The sequence below is a fragment of the Streptomyces sp. NPDC002935 genome, assembly GCF_040611295.1.
Taxonomy (GTDB): Bacteria; Actinomycetota; Actinomycetes; order Streptomycetales; family Streptomycetaceae; genus Streptomyces.
Genome location: NZ_JBEXNW010000058.1, coordinates 15272 through 31507, shown reverse-complemented (window position 1 = coordinate 31507; position 16236 = coordinate 15272). Strand labels below are relative to the sequence as shown.

The window sequence follows — 16236 nt, the reverse complement described above, 5'->3', positions numbered from 1 at the left end:
TACCCCCCTGTCCGCAGGTGTCCGTGCTGTCCGCGACCTTCCTCGTGACGACCTGCGCTAACGCCGTATCGAGTGACGGACAATCAGACCATTCCCTCACGCTGGCCTTCCACCCGTTCGGCACTTCTGGAAGGCGTCCGTGATGCGCAGCCCCACCCGCAGCAAGCTCGATCTGATCGTCTTCGTCGCTGTCCTTGGTGCTGGCGCGCTCTTTCTCGCCCTCGGCGTCTCCGCCAATGCCCTTGCTACGGTGTGCGTCGCTCTTTCCGGCTTGTATGGCGCATGGACCGGTACCCACTCCTCCGCAGCCCGGCGCCAGCACGAACGGATTCAGACAGTCGAGCAGGACGGATCTGACCGGGTGTCGAGGACGGATGCCGCGGACCAGTGAGCCATCGGTATACCCGGCCGATCAGTTCGGTCTTCATCTTCCCCCTGACAAGGGGGCCGGGAGTGTCCAATCAATGGCGGATCTGCTGATCAAGGGAGAGACGCCAAGTGAGCGAGACGATCGGGAACGAGTCCGTGGACCAGTCGGCTGGTGGTGTGATGCCGTCGGCCGCCTCGGACGAGCAGCTCGTCGCGATGCTGGTGGATCGGGCACGGAGCGAGGGGCTGCAACTGACGGGCGAGGACGGGTTGTTGCAGCTGCTGACCCAAGCGGGTGCTGGAGTCGGCCCTGGAAGGCGAGATCACTGACCACGTCGGCTACAAGAAGCACGACCCGGCCGGGAAGAACAACGGCAACAGCCGCAACGGCACGCGGTCCAAGACTGTGCTGACCGACGTCGGGCCGGTCGAGGTGAAGGTGCCGGTCCGAGCTCGTCGGCGCAGACGCCGTCGCGCCATTCGCCTACGCCAAACGCCCTCTCAGAGCGCCGTCAGGTCGCGGCTCTGTGGTCGGGTGAGCTGGGCGGTCAGGAGGTGGGCGTCGAGCGCGGAGATGTCGGCGGTGCGGGAGGCCCGGGAGAAGCCGGTGAGCATGCGCTTGGTCATGACGAGACTCTCGGGGGGGCGTCTGACGAGCGGTCTGGTCCATGCGGCGACGGTTCTGTCGAGCTGGTCGAGGGGGGCGACTTTGTGGAGGAGGCCGAGCCGGTGGGCGGTTGCCGCGTCGAACACCTCGCAGGTGAGCATGAGTTCGCGGATCCTCGCAACACCGGCCTCGGAGACGAGCCGTCCCATGGCCCCTCCCCAGGCCGGGGGGAGACCGAGGCCGACCTCCGGCATACGGAACCGGCAGGTGTCGGCACCGACGCGCAGGTCGCAGTACGCGGCGAGGGCGAGACCGGCTCCGACGACCTTGCCGTGCAGCCGGGCGACGGTGACGGCGTGGGTGTTCTCCAGGGCCTGGCAGAGGCGTTGGGCCTTGTCTGCGATCCGGCGCATGGTGGCGCCGGTCCGGTCCGCGTCGAGTGCGGCCAGGTATTCCGTGCGGTCGGCTCCAAGGCAGAAGTCCTCGCCCGCGGAGGAGAGGACCACGACGCGGATGTCGGGCCGTTCGTGGAGCTGGTCGAGCAGCGCTGTCAGGTTGTCGAGGGCGGCGACGCTCAGTGTGTCGTCCAGGTGCGAGGGGTTCAGGCGGACGTGGAGGACGGGTCCGTCCTGCTCGGTGCCGATGGAGCCGGGGGAGTGCTCAGCGAGGGCGGGGAGTATGTCGTTCATGCGAGGGCGACGTCCAGGTTCAGCAGACGCCGGAAGGCGACACGGGGTGCCCTCAGGGGGCGCCGTACGAGGGTGAGGCGCGGCAGGCGTCTGACGAGTTGACGGAGAAGGGTCTGGGCCTCGAGGCGGGCCAGCGGGGCGCCGAGGCAGTAGTGGATGCCTCCGCTGAAGGCGAGGTGGGCGGGTTTGCGGTGGGGGTCGAACCGGTCGGGGTAGGGGTGTTTGGCCGGGTCCCGGTGGGCCGCTCCCACCATCAGGTGGACCATGTCGTTCGCGTGGATCTCGACACCGTCCAGAAGGCAGTCCTGCGCCGCGATCCGGCTGATCACATGCGTGGGCGAGTCGTAGCGCAGTGCCTCCTCGACGAACGCCGGGACGATGTCCGGGTTCGCGGCGACCATGTCCCACCGCTCGGGATGTTCGAGGAGCAGGAGCGTCATGGTCGACAGGAGGGTGGAGGTCGTCTCCAGCGCTGCCAGCAGGATGAACAGAACCAGCAGGTAGACGGCTTCGTCCGCCTTCTCCTGGTCCGGCTCGATGGTGTCCCAGGTGCTGATCCACCGGGAGACGGGGTCCTCGCCCGGATGGCGGCGTCGGTGACGCACCACCTCGGTGAGGTAGGAGCGCAGTTCGGCCATGGCCGCGTCGGACCGCGCCAACTGGCTTGCGGAGGGCAGCAGTTCCTGGGTGAAGACCTGGTCGTGGGTCAGTTCACGCAGCCGCGGCCAGTCCGCGGGCGGCAGGCCCAACCACTCGCCGATGGCTGCGATCGGCAGCTCCTCGCTGACCAGGGCGGCGAAGTCGGCCTCGCCGTCGTGCAGTTGCACCTCCAGGGTGTCGATGAGTGTGTCGGTCACCCGGCTCACCGTCCGCCCGATCTGTTCGATGATGCCGCGGTCGAAGCTGCCGGCCGCTCGCCGCACCCTGGTGTGTTCCGGCGGATTGAGCGCCGGCAGGGTGCGGCCTATCTCGCGTGAGGAGAACGCGCTCCAACGGGTGCGCGGGCCCTGGCTCTCGCGCCAGTTCCTGTCTGGCTCACGCCAGTTGGGGCTGCGCAGGATCTGGTCGCAGGTGACGAAGCTGGTGACGAGGAAGCCTCCCCAGGGTGCGGGGCTGACTCCGCCTCTCGACCGGAGTTTCGTGTAGATCGGAAAGGGGTCGGCTTGGCCCTCTGCGGTCCGCAGGCGGGAGAAGAGGGTGACGGCTGTCCGACGGTCGGTGGACGGTGTCGTGGCAGACCCCACGGTGACGGCTCCTTTCTGAGCAAACGCCGCCATGCATACCCGCGGGATGATTGAAGCATCCGATAACACTGTGTTCTCGTAGGGTTACCTGCGTCACTCGCCTCGCGTCCATGCCAGGAAGCGGCTGAAGAGTCCCCCCTTGTGCTGGGGCGCGGCGTGCGCTGCAGGGCGGGAGGCCGGGGCGCCGGAGGGCTGGGGGGCCGACGCGGACGTCTGCGCCGCCTGGGCGGGCAGGGAGTGCGCCTGCTGCGTGGCGGCGGAGGGGAGCGTGCGCGGGGTGAAACGGATCGGGACGGTCACCAGGGAACGCATCCAGGGCGCAGGCACCCAGGAGAGGTCTTTGAAGGGGATGCGCAGCTCGACGTCGGGAAGGCGGTTGAGTAGGGACTCCACGGCGGTGACCGCGATCATGAATGCCGGGTCCTTGGCGGGGCAGGCGTGCGGTCCGGCGCCGAAGGCCAGATGGGCCTTGCCGCTCAGCTGCTCGCGGTGCTCGGTCAGCTTCGGGTCGGTGTTGGCGGCGGCGAAGGAGATGAGGACCGGGTCGTTGGCGTGGAGTGTCCTGCCGCCCAGCTCGACGTCGTGCGTCGGGTAGTGGGCCGCGTAGTTGGCGATCGGCGCGTAGTTCCACAGCGTCTGGAGGACGGCGTCCTCGACGGGCAGACCCGCCTGCCAGTCCTCTCCCAGGTACAGCGCGCTGCTGGTGCCGATGGCCGCCGCCAGGGGCGCGGTGCCGCCGGAGAGGAGGGTGACGAGCTGGTGCAGGACCTCCTCGTCCGTCAGACCCGCGGGGTGCTTCATCAGACGGGTCGTCAGATCCTCGCCCGGCTGCCGGTGTTTGAGGGCGATCAGTTCGGCGAGCGCGCCGCCCAGGACCTCGTCCGCGCCGGGAGTGCCCTCGAAGATGCCGCTGATGCCGACGATGATGCGGTCACCGATCTCGGGCGGGCAGCCGAACAGGTCGCTGAAGACCAGCAGCGGGAGCGGCTGGGCGTAGTCCGCCATCAGGTCGGCCTGGCCGCGGATTTCGGAACTGAACCGGCTGATGAGGTAGTCGGCGGACTGCTGCACCCGGCGGATGAGCTGGAGTTCGTTGACGGTGGCCAGACTGTCGGTGACGGCCTGACGGAGCCGGGCGTGGGCTGCACCGTCGCTGAACAGGGCGTTGGGCCGGTAGCCCATCATCGGCAGCGCCGGGCTGTCCGCCGGGACGCGCTCCTCGTTCAGCGCGTTCCAGCGGCGGGAGTCGCGGACGAACCAGGCCGGGTTCTGCAGGATGTACAGGCTCGCGTCGTAACTGGTGACCAGCTCGACCTCGACGCCCGGTGCGATGTCGACGGGGGCACTGGGGCCGGCCGCGCGCAGTTGGGCGTAATGGGCCGCGGGATCGGAGCCGAACTCCGGGCCGAAGAGCTGGACGTTCCCGTGCGCGGGGCAACCAGGCGGTATGCCGGGCGTGTTGAGGGGCTGCTGCATGGGGTGTCTCCTAGCCGAGGACTGACATGAGGTGGGTGACGAGGGCGATGAGTGCCTGCGCGGAGGACCGCTCGTCACGGACGTCGCAGTGCACGATGGGTGTCTCCTCGGAGAGGTTGAGCGCCTCGCGTACTTCGTCGAGCGGGTAGTCGGGCGTGTTGTCGAAGCGGTTGACACCGACGGCGTATGTCAGGCCGAACCGCTCGACGAGGTCCAGGATGGCGAAACTCTCGTGGAGCCGTGTGGGGTCGACCAGCAGCAGGGCCCCCAGCGCGCCGCGGGACAGCTCCTCCCACATCTCTTTGAAGCGTTCCTGCCCGGGAGTCCCGAAGAGGTAGAGGACGAGCTCCTCGTTGAGGGTGAGACGGCCGAAGTCCATGGCGACCGTGGTGGTCGTCTTGTCCGGGGTCCCCGACAGGTCGTCGAAACCCTCGCTGGCCTCGGTGATCTCCTCCTCGGTCTGCAGCGGCTCGATCTCGGAAATGCTGCCGATGCAGGTGGTCTTGCCCACCCCGAAGTGCCCGACGATGAGTATCTTCACGGAGTTGGAGACGGCTGGATCCAGATACACGAGTCACGCTCCGAATCGGGTTCGCAGGCCGTCGAGCACGGCGCCGAGCAGTTCGCGGTCGACGCGCTCGGCGCGGGGCACGGGTTTCCTCACGAGGATGAGGCCGTTCTCCTCCAACTGCGCGAGCAGGATGCGCACGATGCCGAGCGGCAGGTGTGTGTAGCCCGACACCTCGGCCACGGACAGGAACCCGTCGGCGATGAGGTCCAGCACCCTGCGGGCCTCGGGGGACAGCACGGGTGCTGCGCCCGGCGTGCTCTCGTGGGCGGTGACCAGGGCGGTGTGCTCGTACTCGTGGTCCGCGGGAAGCTTACGTCCTCCCGTGATCACGAACAGGGGGACTAAGGGCGCCGTCAGTTCCAGTTCGTCGTCCGGTCCGTCATGCATCGTCGGCCCTCTCTGCCTGGGGTGTCCGGTTCGCGAGCAGTGCGGGAACGACGTCCTCAAGACGTGCGGTGAACTCTTCGATGTCGCAGTCGTGATCGGCGGACGCGGCGAGGAACGCGCCGTCACCGGCGGCGATCAAGAAGATCCAGCCGTGCTGGAATTCGATGACCGTCTGACGCCACTCGGCGTCCTCCAGGCCACCCGCGAACTGCGAGGTGACACGGCTGTAGGCGTGGATGCCCATCATGGCCGCGGAGATCGTGTCCGCGAGGTCCTTGCTCATCCCGGACGTCGCGCCGCGCGGGAGACCGTCCGACCCGAGGAACACGGCGTGTCGGGCGCCGGGGACGTCGGCGATCGCCTGGTCCAGTCCGGCGAGCACGAACCCCGAGGATCCCGTCCCCTCGCGCAGAGCGGTGGTTTCGTCGCTTCTGGCCTCGCCCGTACTCACCCGCGGCGGCGATGTGAGGTTGTCACCCAGCCGGGCGACGAGCCGGTGCATACGAAACGAGATCTGCTGCAGGTCGACGTCGGGCTCCGCAGCGGCGGCCAGGTAGGCACCCTGCCCCGCGCCGATCAGGAAGATCCACCCGTGCGAGAACTCGATGACTGTCTGGTTCCACCGCCGCTCCTCGGCCGGCCCAGCGAAGTGCGCGGTGGCCCGGCTCAGCGACTGCATGCCGGCCATGGCGGCGGAGATGGTGTTGACGTCCTTCGGGGTCAGGCCGTCCGTGGACCCGCGGGGAATGCCGTCCGCGGACAGCACCACCGCGTGCCGCGCCCGGGGCACGTTGTCCACGATGTCCCGGACCATCCACGACATATCTGTGGTCATGCGTCTTCGGACCCTTCGGGCGAGGGAACTGCGAGGTCGCGGCCGGAGAGCGTGCCACGCTGGAGGGCACCGAGACCGCCGGAGCCACGGGCGGTCCGCCTGGGCGTCCGTGCCGCAGGGGTGTCGGCGTCGTCGGTGAGAGTCGCGACGGGCTCCTGACGGTCCGCCCTCTTCGGCAGGCCGTGCAGCGTGCGCGTCGCGGGCTGCTCCTCCCGGTTCTCGACCCGGCGGATTCGCGTGACGGGAACCTCCTTCGGGGTCGGCGGGGTCTCCTCCACGGTCCACAGCTCCTCGGGCAGCAGGACGACGGCCCGGACGCCGCCGTACCGGGAGACTCCGGTGACGTCCACTTTGAAGCCGTACTGACGGGCGATCAGGCCGACCACCGGGAAACCGAACTTCGGCTGGGTGCCCAGCTCCGACAGTCGCGGGACGGACTCACCGGACAGCAGCGTGGTTGCCTTCTGCCGGTCCTCGTCGCTCATGCTCACGCCGGCGTCGTCGATGACGATGCACAGGTTGCTCTGGACCCGCTGGAACGTCACCTCGATCGGTGCGTCGTGCTGCGAGAAACTGGCAGCGTTGTCAAGCAGTTCGGCGACGGTGAGCGCGACGGGCGCTACCGCGGACGCCTTCAGCGCGATGGCGCTCTGCTGCATGATCTGGACGCGGTGGAAGTTCCGGATCTGCCCCTGGGCGCTGCGTACCACGTCGTAGACGCTGGCGGGCTGGTTGCGGCGGCCGAGCGGCGCACCGCACATGACCGCAATGCCCTGGGCCTTACGGGCCATCTGCGCGTTGGCGTGGTTGACGTCCAGGAGGTCGGAGAGGACCGCGTGTCCGCCGTACTTGTGCTGGATGCTGTCCAGAAGCGTCGTCTGCTCGGCGGCGAGGCTCTGCAGGAAGCGGGCCGCGCCCTTGAGGACGGCTTTGGTGCTCTCCTCCGCCGACCGCTCGGCCTCCCGAATGACGGCGGCCTGTTCGTCGCTGAACCTCTGCAACTCCGCTCGTGAGCGACCGAGTTTGCCATCGGACTCGCTCAACTGCGCCGTGAGCGCCGCCTCGACCTGCTTCCTTCTGGCCCCGAGGGCCTTGTTACGGATGCCGAGGACCACGACTGCGCCGACGGCGAGCGCCGCTGCCGCAGCCAGACACCATATGAGCGTGTCTTGATTCATGGAAACCTTTCCTGGTGCGTGGCATGCAGGCATCACCAGATACACCCCGAAAGGACCCGCGACACATCCGCTAACTGCATGACCGCTGTTACACGAAGAGCAGGCCGACCTCGGACCACCACGCGAGCCGAGTTGATCAAGGTCGAAGACGCGGAAATGCTATCACTGCGGCATGGCTTCCAGATCGCGCCCCTTTGGTTGAAACCAACGCCAACATGGCTGCTGTGTAGGCTTCTTGATGCTTCTTCAGCCATTGACCCGGCCGGTTCCGGCTCATTGTTGCAGGCGTGCGGATCATGCATGGATCTCCGCACGCGTCGCGTGAAAACATCACTCGCCGGGGCCCGGCGAGGGGGAGTGGCACGCTCAGGTCGGCCTGCCGTCGCCCTCGGGCAGCCCGGTGGCCAGTACGTCGAAGGCGCCCCTCGATGCGCCGCCGGTGGTCCCTGCCGATCTCGGCGGGTCGTCGTCGGTCAGGCGTCGGCGTGCGGCCTCCGCGGCGACCGTCCGGTAGGCGGCCACAACGAGCGCGGCGGCTGGCAATCCACCGGAGTGGTGGACCTGCGGCCAGGTCGATGTCCGCACTCAACCCCACCCTGCTACCACCCTGCTACCATGCAAGTGTGAGTACCACGAAGAGGCAGACGCAGGTCCGGCTGGAAGAGGACGTGCTCGCGGCCGGCAAGGCCGCCGCAGCCGCCCGTCGGCTGGACTTCAACAAGTACGTGGAGCGGCTCATCATCGAGGACACCACCGGCGCCCGCGCCGCCGGCATGACGGCCGCCCAGCGGCTCATCGATGAGCACGGCACGTTCCTCGACGATCTGGAGCAGCAGCTCGACGCTCCGTACACTGATCCGCAGGCGGGCGCCACCGCGTGATCGTGCACGTCGACGAATCCTGGATCCTCGAGGTGGCGGAACGGGCTGGGCACCGCGACCCGGCCCCCGACGACTACGGCGTGCCCATCGCCGCCGTCGCCCGCCATCGCGGCGAACTCCTCGACTCACCCGTCTACGGCGGCGCCTACGCCCGCGCTGCTGCGCTTGTGCACAACCTGGGCCGCTGCCGCTGGCTGGAGCGTTCCAACCTCACCGTCGCCTGCGCCGTTGCCGTCATGTACCTCGAGGCCAGCAACATTCCCGTCAACCCTACCCGCGAACAGCTCACCGCCCTCGCCCACGAGTTGAACAATCCGCGCTCCACCGCCGCCCGGATCGCTTCCTTCCTGCGCACCTGGAAACCCTGAACCCGGGCCGGGTCGTGGTGGGGCCTTGACCAGGGCAAGGCCCCCCGGAACAGCGTCACCGGGCCGGGATCGGCTGAGTGAGGTTCACCGGGTTGCCGTCGGGGTCCTGGATGTGGGCGACGCGCTGTCCCCACGGCATGTCGTTGGGGCCGCCGCGGACCGAGCCGCCCAGCGCCTCCACCCGGCCGAGCGTCTCGTCGACGTCGTCGACACCGATGCTGAGCAGGATCCGCGACGCCGCCGCAGTCCCCGGGTTCGTCTTGGCCACCAGCCCGAGGTCGGTGTCGCCGATGCGCAAGCCGAGGTAGAAGGCCGGGCCTTCCACCGGTACCCGGAAGATCTCCTCAGCGCCGAACAATTTCGTATAGAAGCCGAGCAGAACGTCCTGGTCGGCAGTCACGATCACTGGCTGGATGGTGGACATGGCACCCCTGTCGAGAACGGTCGTGTCGCTGGGTAGACCGTTCGAGGACGGTGAACTCATCGGCAAAACCACCCCGCCGGACGATCTACACCTACAGCCGCGTCCTCGACGGAGACCGGTTCCTGGTATGGATCAGGTAGACCCCAGGCGGACGAGACCGGAAGACAAGACCCCGTGGACGATGAGCCAGCCCGAGCGACAGCCCTGGTCCGCGCTGAGTACCACCTCTTTCAGATCACGGACCCGCAAGGGCCCGTGGCCGACGACCTCGACGCAACCCGGAACGGGCTCGTATCCGCTGTCGGCGGCGTCATCGAGGTGGCAACCGGGGTGCATACCGGCAACGTCCGTGTCACGGTCGAGTTGTACTCCCAGCAGCCCGGCCCCGTTGCGGGCTGGGAAGAGGTCGCTGAGATGCCATGCCATTCCCCCTCCGGGGCGGTGCTGGTCACACTCATGACGGACGACCCCGCCGATCTCCCCTCTCTGGCATCCCGAGGCCCGGGCCCGTACCGGCTACGCGTCCACGCGCTCGGAAGGGACACGGTTGTTGACCAGACCACGGACGACGTCGTGGAGTCCTACCTGATCCAAAGCTGGCCCGCCGCCCACCAGGACGCCCTCCTGGTGAAAGCGACCGACGCCTACGGAGCCCAGGTACGAGCCCGACCGGCCGGCGACACCATCGTCATCGACCACGAGGACTCACTCGACACCCAGACCGGCCGGGAACGCGACATCCTGCGCCGGGCCGGACACGGCGACTATTCCTAACCTGCTCCTGCGGGCCTTCGGTTGGGGCAGCCTCGCACGGCTGCCCCAACCGAAGCCGACCACGCCTGACAGCAAGTGACGTGGCAGCCATCTGACGCGCCCGCAACGATTGCCGGCGTTCACGCATCCCCCTGCCTGTGCTGCGCCGCATTCCGCGCAGCACTGTTGCCGACACCGGCCGGTGTTGCATGCACGAGCTACCAGTCAGCCACGGGCCGCAGGGCCAGCGCCTCAGAGGTGCGTGCGTACTCCCACGAATACAGGTGGTAGGCCGCCTTGGGATCGTCGAGCGGGTGGTGCGACCGCAGCGCACAGATGAGCAGTTCGCTTTCTTCTACTCGGCCGGGCCACTCTTTTGAGCCCGACCCGCTGTCCACGCCGCGGTGCGGATTTCTCACCACAAGACCTGTGACCCACCCGCAGGCACACCGCTGGAGTGCGCGTGCTCCAACTCCAGCTCGCTGCGCGAGACGACGTAGCCGACGACTTCCAGTGGAACTCTCTCCTCGGGGCGGTGCCGAACGACTGCGGGACTGTCCAGCGGACGGAAGTAGCTGAACACGGCGGCATCGAACTGCTCGAAGCCTCATGGAGCCTTTCGCCGCGTAGGCGACCGCCCTTCACGGCCACACCTTTTCTCTTCGGCTGTCCGGGACGGGGAACTCCACTTCGAGGCGCAGGTGGGAAAACTGGGGCGCCAGGCTGATCCTTCTCGTGCCAGCATGCAGTACCACTGAGCGTAGGAGGGGGTCTCATGGCGAACGAGATGATCACAGTCTGTCTGCCGCCGGACGCCCACCAGGACCTGCATGCCGCGATCGAGGCGGCTATGGCCCCCTTCGACATGAACGGTGACCACGAGCCCTACCAAGGTGAATGGGACCAGTGGAGGCTTGGCCGGCCGGGTGAGGAGTTCGACGTGCTCCCCGGCCACGAAGCCGACCTCCGTCTCGTCCGAGCGCCGCGGGACGCCTCTGGGGAGCCCCATCACTGGACACGGGGGCAGTGCGACGGAGGCCCGCGCGGTCTGCTCGACTTCCAGGGCATGCGCACCCGCGCGGCGCAGTTGGCCGCAAGCCTTGACCCCTATCGCGCCAGCCAGACTCCGTACCGGCAGAGGCAGCCCGAGTGGGCAGTCCCCACGGATCACCTGCTCACCCTGGACGGAGCATGGATCTATGTCACGGTCGTTCCCCAGTCCGGGACGAATTTTCCGGACTTCGCCAACACATACCTGGACGACCTGGCACCCGACATCATGATCGTCCGTCTCCGCATTCACTGTTGACGGACAGTCACGGATGGGTGCGGCTCGTTTCGAGGGATCGGCTGGCCTGGGAAGATGTGGATGCCACCGGCCCATCGGCGATGCAAGAGGGTGCCCGGCCATGGGTGCGAAGCCGATCGCCAGGCTCTATTCCATGGCCAATGCTTTCGGATTCATCGCCCCTGCGGTGCCGTCCTCTTCCCGCGACAGGACGTAGTCGTGATGGCGGACTTACGCGCGTCGCTGCACTTTCAGGCTCCTGAGTGCTTGAGCCGCCGGGCTCGGTCCTTTGTCGAGGCGCACCGGCGAGGCATTGAGCGAGCAGCTACGTTTGTTGACAGACAGTGTTGCAACGACCGGTTGAGTTCAGGCAATACACATCGTTCGCGCTCGCCGAGCACCTCGACCGGGCAGGCATCGCCGCATCGATCGGATCAGTCGGCGATGCTTACGACAATGCCCTGATGGAGTCGACGATCGGGCTGTTCAAGACTGAGTTGATCAAGCCTCGGTGACCCTGGAAGACGCTCTCCGAGGTCGAACTGGCCACCGCCGAGTGGGTCGACTGGTATTGCCACCGCCGACTGCACGGTGAAATAGGGCACATCCAGCCCGCCGAATACGAGACCACCTACTACCGCGAGACCACGAAACCCCAGGTCGCAGTCACAACTTAGAGTCTCGATCAAACCCGGAACGGTTCACACCGCCCTCACACAGTCCCACCTCGACATCTGGCTTACCCAGGCCAAGACCTCCCAACGGCGCGCAAATGCCGCCTTCATCCGGTGGACGAACAAGCGCGGCCTGACCCAGAACCTGGAGTATCCCGGGCGTCCGATGACCATGCCGGTGCTCTTCCTCGACGACGAGGAACACGAGGACCAACTTCGTCGATGCCTGACGGACGCCTCGCTGCCTCTGGAATTTCGGATCGTTGGTGCCTTCATCCGGCTCTACGGCCTGCCCCTCATCCGCATCGTCCACCTGACGACCGACGGCTTCCACCAGGACGAGCACGGCGCCTGCTTCACCTTCGACAAGAACCCCGTACTCCTGCCGCCGACGCTGGCGCGTCTCATCAAACAGCAGATCACCACTGGCCGGTCGCGCGCGGCCCTGGGACCGCTTGCCACCAGTGAGCATCCCGAACTCCTGCTACCCGGCAACCCGGCCAGTCGTCCTCGCAGCCCAGAGGCGCTGTCGGGACAACTCATGAAGCACGGCCTGCCGACCATCGCCGCCTGCAACACGGCCTTGTTCGGCATGGCCGGCGAGCTACCGCCGATCATCATCAGCGACCTCTTCGGCGTCCACCGGAACACCGCGACTCAGTGGGCGGCGCTCGCCCAGGACAGTTGGGCCGGCTACCTCGCGGCCCTCCGAGCTACCGAATAACGCGCGATCAGAACACCATCTCTTCACGAGCACGCCGCTCTCGCCGACGGCTGCACCGTCGTCACCGGGATTGCCGCCTGCGGACCGCGGTTCTACTCCAGCAAGACACCAGACGGGCCATTCCGCCCCGGCCCTGATCAGCACCTCGCCCGTGAGCTCCAGCGCCAGCGTCGTGAACCGTAGATTATGCCCATGATCGAGGAGACATCGTCCGCGCAGTTAGAGCCGTCAAGCACGAGACGCAGGAAGCATGCTGCCCCCAAGCAGGCCAAGGCCGGCGGAGTACTACGGTCATCCGCGCTGATGGCCGCCGGAACGCTGGTCTCCCGGGCCACCGGACTGATCCGGCAGGTGCTGCAGGCCGCCGCCTTGGGCACCGGACTGCTGGCCACCACCTACAACCAGGCCAACACTGTGCCCACCAGCTTGTACTTCCTGTTGATCGGCGGCGCGCTGAACTCCGTCCTGGTCCCGCAACTGGTCCGGGCCCGGGCAGAAGACCCCGATGGCGGGGCCGCGTTCGAACAGCGCCTGGTCACCCTCGTGCTCTGCGTCCTCGGTGTCGGCGCCGCACTGGCTACATGGGCTGCCCCCGAGATCATCAGCATCTACCAGCACGACACCCCCGCCACACACGACGCGTTCGAGCTGACCGTGGTCTTCGCCCGCTTCCTGCTCCCGCAGATCTTCTTCTACGGCGTGTTCAGCATCTTTGGACAGATCCTCAACGCCCGGAACCGGTTCGGGGCGATGATGTGGACCCCGGTCCTCAACAACGTGGTCCTGATCACGATGTTCGGCCTCTACCTCGGCATGATGACCGCCCCGGAGAAGGTCTCAGACATCACCGATACCCAGGTCAGACTGCTTGGCATCGGTACCACCTTGGCTCTGGCCCTCCAGGCACTGGCCCTGATTCCGTACGCCCACGCGGCCGGCTTCCGACTGCGACCGCGCTTTGACTGGCGGGGCTCCGGCCTACGCAAGAGCGTGAACGCGGCCCGCTGGACCTTGTTGTTCGTACTGGCCAACCTCGTGGCGAGCACGGTGGTCACCCGCTTGGCTTCCGCCGCGGACGGCGCCCTGCCCGACGACGGCGTCGGCTACACCGCCTACAGCTACGCCCAGCAGATATGGATGCTCCCCCAGTCGATCGTCACCGTCTCCCTCGTCACCGCAATCCTCCCGCGCATGAGCCGGGCAGTGACCGAGCATCGCCTCGACGGCCTGCGCGCCGACCTGTCCCGCGCGCTCCGGGTCAGCGGCGTCATCATCGTCCCGGCAGCGTTCTTCTTCGTCGCCTTCGGCCCGCAGATCGCACAACTGCTGTTCGCCCACGGAGCCACCGACGCCTCAGACACCGTCCCTCTAGGCCACATGCTGCAAGCCTTCGGCCTGGGACTGATCCCCTTCTCCGCCCAGTACCTCTTGCTGCGCGGCTTCTACGCCTTCGAAGACACCCGCACGCCGTTCCGCATGGCGCTGTGGATCAGTGGCATCAACATTGCTCTGGCCGTGGTCTGTCACCTGCTGCTGTCCCCCCGGTGGGCGGTCACCGGGATGGCCGCCGCCTATGCCCTGTCCTACGCCATCGGACTGCTGATGACGGGTCTACGACTGAGGAAGCGCACCGAGGGCCTGCTCGACGGCCGACGCATCTGCCGCACCTACACCAAGTTGACCGCGGCAGCCACCGGCGCCGGGGCTGCTGGCTGGCTCATCGCCCGCTTCTGCAGTCACAACCTGGCATCAGTCTCCTGGACGCCTGCAGCCTCCCTGGCTGCAGGCGGCATCGCGATGGCCCTGCTGTTTGTTCTCTTTGCGCGACTTCTGCGAATCGGGGAGCTGCGCAGCTTGCCAGGGCTGGGGTGATCCCAGCACCACAGACATGAGGGGGACAACGAGGGCCCAGGGCGAAGCACCACCACTCGCCCTGGGCCCTCAACGCGTGATTTCCATCAGAGCCTTGAAATCCGGAATCCGACATCAGCCGCTCGGTCGATTGCGCACACAGTCGTCGACCATCCCGCTCAGGCCATGCCGGGGAAATAGCGCAGCGTCAGAAAACCGTCTCTTCACCAGTAAGGAACAACCGGCCCCGCGCGACAGGTTGCCGCCGGACTCACCGTCATCGGCTGGGGCATCGCCTCCATCGCAGGCCTGCGCGGCCTCGTCCTGCGCCCCCACCTGAGCCACAACGTGACCGTGAACAACAACAGCGACTGATCACGCAACCCGACCAGACCGGTAGAGGTCGTTCTCCTTTGCGTGCGGATTTCGCTGCTCGAGGCGAGCGGCACCTGTCGTTGCGCGGCGACCGAGGCCGAGACACCCGTAAAGCCTGGTGGCGGACCGTCACCCAGTCCCCGTCACAGATGGCGGCCTCGATCATCGAGTCACCGACGACCTTCAGGACGAACAGCTCTCCGTCGCCGACCAGCTGGCGGGGGAGAGGGAAAACGTCCTCGACCGATTCCTCGGCGAGGATCGGGCCACCGGCGGCGATTCGGCCGACGAGCGGCACATAGGACGCGGCCGGCTTGCCCGCCGTGTCCGTGGGCTGCACCGACGATTGGTCGGAGCCCCGCACCTCGTACGCGCGCGGGCGGTGCGGGTCCCGGCACAGGCACCCCGACAGCCGCGTCGTCGACAGTCGTACGACCGATGACGGCACGTCGATCCGCAGGCGCCGTCAGTGCCCCGACTGCTCTCGTCGTTTCACGACGGTGGAGTCGTGCTCGCTGATGGTGGTGAAGCGCTCCGGTGTGACCGAGCCCTTGAGTCGGATCAAGGTCATCAGCGGCGTGCGCAAGGCCTGCCAGGGGCGGCCTGTCACCGAGGACGCGCTCGCCCAGCTCGGCCAGCGGGTCGAAGAGGCCGTGCGAGCCACCGGAAGCGCCGAACTGACCACCTATGACGTGGGGCTGGCCATACTCGGACCCTTGCAGGAACTCGACCTCGTGGCCTACATGAGGTTCGCGTCCGTGTACCGGGCCTTCGACTCGCTCGACGACTTCGAAGCCGCCATCGCGGAACTCAAGCACCGGGACGGGAAGCCCTGCCGTGGACGACGGCAATCGCGAGCACGAGGAAGGTTCGCTCTGGCTCGAAAGAGGTAGAGCGCTGGTCGTCTGCGCTGCGGATCCCCTTTGCTCTCGGCAATGTCGTTCTGCCTCGAATGCCGCTTGTTCTGAGCGGACACGTTTTCCGGCCAACCCATAGGAGGACACCCATGCCCAACACTCCGCAGTCTCACGACCGCCTCGTCATCGCCCTGATCGGTACGGCGCTGGCCGGACTGGCCGTGGTGGCATATCCGTCGCTCATCCCGGCGGTGGGAGTGTGCACGGCCGTCTTCATGGCCCTGGCCCTGCTGCTGAAGCTGTGACTGCCCGAACAAAAGTCAGCCGCTGTGTTGCGAGCAGCGGACCGGCAGAGCTCTCTGCGCCGTCGCCTTCGTCGTGGCGCGGGGATTCTGAGCGGCTGCAGCCATCGGCCGATGACCCAGGAGGAACAATCGGACAGGTATGCACGCGCCTGCCGCTGCGGCGCTCCACTGCCATACCTCGTGGACCTGTGCGAGCAGAGCGTCGATTTCCCGGCGCAGTTCGTGGGAGCCGTGGCCCTCGTGGCGTCGGGTGCGGTGCTCGACCGCCGACTGGTTCTCGGGGGGCGTCCGCGTCAGGCGGGGGACGCGAAACCGTATTTCTGAGCGGCGCGTTTGGCCCGCACGCGCTGCCCCTTCATCTGCATCTGCGCGAACTGCTT

The 16236-nt window shown here is 67.3% G+C and carries 17 protein-coding genes and 4 pseudogenes; 11 read left to right on the top strand and 10 right to left on the bottom strand.

Features of this window, described 5'->3' with window-relative positions; genetic code table 11:
- Positions 1-142 precede the first annotated feature (142 nt).
- Positions 143-391: a hypothetical protein gene (locus ABZX90_RS41985; RefSeq protein WP_355213517.1), complete on the top strand. Its 249-nt coding sequence runs from the start codon at positions 143-145 to the stop codon at positions 389-391.
- A 158-nt stretch (positions 392-549) separates the two neighbouring features.
- Positions 550-814 (top strand): annotated as a pseudogene (locus ABZX90_RS41980) (transposase); the annotation flags it as partial.
- A gap of 56 nt (positions 815-870) precedes the next feature.
- Here the strand turns inward: ABZX90_RS41980 and ABZX90_RS41975 are convergent.
- The 8 genes from ABZX90_RS41975 to ABZX90_RS41940 form a co-directional block, all read right to left on the bottom strand.
- Positions 871-1665 carry an enoyl-CoA hydratase/isomerase family protein gene (locus ABZX90_RS41975; protein ID WP_355213516.1) on the bottom strand — a complete coding sequence of 265 codons (795 nt, stop codon included), beginning with the start codon at positions 1663-1665 and terminating at the stop codon, positions 871-873.
- Positions 1662-2909, bottom strand: a complete 1248-nt coding sequence (locus ABZX90_RS41970; protein WP_355213515.1) for a cytochrome P450 — start codon at positions 2907-2909, stop codon at positions 1662-1664. The genes ABZX90_RS41975 and ABZX90_RS41970 overlap by 4 nt, the downstream gene beginning before the upstream one ends.
- A gap of 93 nt (positions 2910-3002) precedes the next feature.
- Positions 3003-4385: a cytochrome P450 gene (locus ABZX90_RS41965; RefSeq protein ID WP_351130662.1), complete on the bottom strand. Its 1383-nt coding sequence runs from the start codon at positions 4383-4385 to the stop codon at positions 3003-3005.
- 10 nt (positions 4386-4395) lie between these two features.
- Entirely contained in the window at positions 4396-4956 is a 561-nt protein-coding gene (locus ABZX90_RS41960; RefSeq protein ID WP_351130663.1) for an ATP/GTP-binding protein, read from the bottom strand.
- Between the two features lie 3 nt (positions 4957-4959).
- The gene (locus ABZX90_RS41955; RefSeq protein ID WP_351130664.1) at positions 4960-5343 is read right to left on the bottom strand and encodes a DUF742 domain-containing protein; all 384 of its coding nucleotides are present in this window, start codon (positions 5341-5343) and stop codon (positions 4960-4962) included.
- Positions 5336-6178, bottom strand: coding sequence for a roadblock/LC7 domain-containing protein (locus ABZX90_RS41950; protein ID WP_351130665.1), 843 nt, complete (start codon positions 6176-6178; stop codon positions 5336-5338). Before ABZX90_RS41950 ends, ABZX90_RS41955 begins: the two co-directional genes overlap by 8 nt.
- The gene (locus tag ABZX90_RS41945; RefSeq protein WP_351130667.1) at positions 6175-7356 is read right to left on the bottom strand and encodes an ATP-binding protein; all 1182 of its coding nucleotides are present in this window, start codon (positions 7354-7356) and stop codon (positions 6175-6177) included. The genes ABZX90_RS41950 and ABZX90_RS41945 overlap by 4 nt, the downstream gene beginning before the upstream one ends.
- A 366-nt stretch (positions 7357-7722) precedes the next feature.
- Positions 7723-7941 carry a hypothetical protein gene (locus ABZX90_RS41940; protein WP_351130668.1) on the bottom strand — a complete coding sequence of 73 codons (219 nt, stop codon included), beginning with the start codon at positions 7939-7941 and terminating at the stop codon, positions 7723-7725.
- A 38-nt stretch (positions 7942-7979) separates the two neighbouring features.
- On the opposite strand from ABZX90_RS41940, the gene ABZX90_RS41935 reads away from it, so the two are divergent.
- Together ABZX90_RS41935 and ABZX90_RS41930 are read left to right on the top strand one after the other, a co-directional pair.
- The gene (locus ABZX90_RS41935; protein WP_351130670.1) at positions 7980-8237 is read left to right on the top strand and encodes a hypothetical protein; all 258 of its coding nucleotides are present in this window, start codon (positions 7980-7982) and stop codon (positions 8235-8237) included.
- A complete protein-coding gene (locus ABZX90_RS41930; RefSeq protein WP_351130672.1) occupies positions 8234-8605 on the top strand; it encodes a fic family toxin-antitoxin system, toxin component in 372 nt (123 codons plus the stop codon). The genes ABZX90_RS41935 and ABZX90_RS41930 overlap by 4 nt, the downstream gene beginning before the upstream one ends.
- Before the next feature lie 55 nt (positions 8606-8660).
- Here ABZX90_RS41930 and ABZX90_RS41925 read toward each other — a convergent pair whose 3' ends face one another.
- Positions 8661-9029: a VOC family protein gene (locus ABZX90_RS41925; protein ID WP_355213514.1), complete on the bottom strand. Its 369-nt coding sequence runs from the start codon at positions 9027-9029 to the stop codon at positions 8661-8663.
- Between the two features lie 174 nt (positions 9030-9203).
- On the opposite strand from ABZX90_RS41925, the gene ABZX90_RS41920 reads away from it, so the two are divergent.
- The 5 genes and pseudogenes from ABZX90_RS41920 (at position 9204) to murJ (ending at position 14340) form a co-directional block, all read left to right on the top strand.
- Positions 9204-9803: a hypothetical protein gene (locus ABZX90_RS41920; protein WP_351130676.1), complete on the top strand. Its 600-nt coding sequence runs from the start codon at positions 9204-9206 to the stop codon at positions 9801-9803.
- Positions 9804-10557: 754 nt separating this feature from the next.
- Positions 10558-11091 (top strand): hypothetical protein, encoded by a 534-nt coding sequence (locus ABZX90_RS41915; protein WP_351130679.1) that lies wholly within the window; start codon positions 10558-10560, stop codon positions 11089-11091.
- A 389-nt stretch (positions 11092-11480) separates the two neighbouring features.
- Positions 11481-11747: pseudogene (locus ABZX90_RS41910) on the top strand (integrase core domain-containing protein); the annotation flags it as partial.
- A gap of 163 nt (positions 11748-11910) precedes the next feature.
- The gene (locus ABZX90_RS41905; RefSeq protein WP_355213513.1) at positions 11911-12468 is read left to right on the top strand and encodes a hypothetical protein; all 558 of its coding nucleotides are present in this window, start codon (positions 11911-11913) and stop codon (positions 12466-12468) included.
- A 192-nt stretch (positions 12469-12660) separates the two neighbouring features.
- Positions 12661-14340: a murein biosynthesis integral membrane protein MurJ gene (gene murJ, locus ABZX90_RS41900; protein ID WP_355213512.1), complete on the top strand. Its 1680-nt coding sequence runs from the start codon at positions 12661-12663 to the stop codon at positions 14338-14340.
- A 475-nt stretch (positions 14341-14815) separates the two neighbouring features.
- Here murJ and ABZX90_RS41895 read toward each other — a convergent pair.
- A pseudogene (locus ABZX90_RS41895) lies at positions 14816-15088 on the bottom strand (S24 family peptidase); the annotation flags it as partial.
- Between the two features lie 4 nt (positions 15089-15092).
- On the opposite strand from ABZX90_RS41895, the pseudogene nrdR reads away from it, so the two are divergent.
- Positions 15093-15509, top strand: a pseudogene (gene nrdR / locus ABZX90_RS41890) (transcriptional regulator NrdR); the annotation flags it as partial.
- A gap of 191 nt (positions 15510-15700) precedes the next feature.
- Positions 15701-15856 carry a hypothetical protein gene (locus tag ABZX90_RS41885; RefSeq protein ID WP_355213511.1) on the top strand — a complete coding sequence of 52 codons (156 nt, stop codon included), beginning with the start codon at positions 15701-15703 and terminating at the stop codon, positions 15854-15856.
- Positions 15857-16236 lie beyond the last annotated feature (380 nt).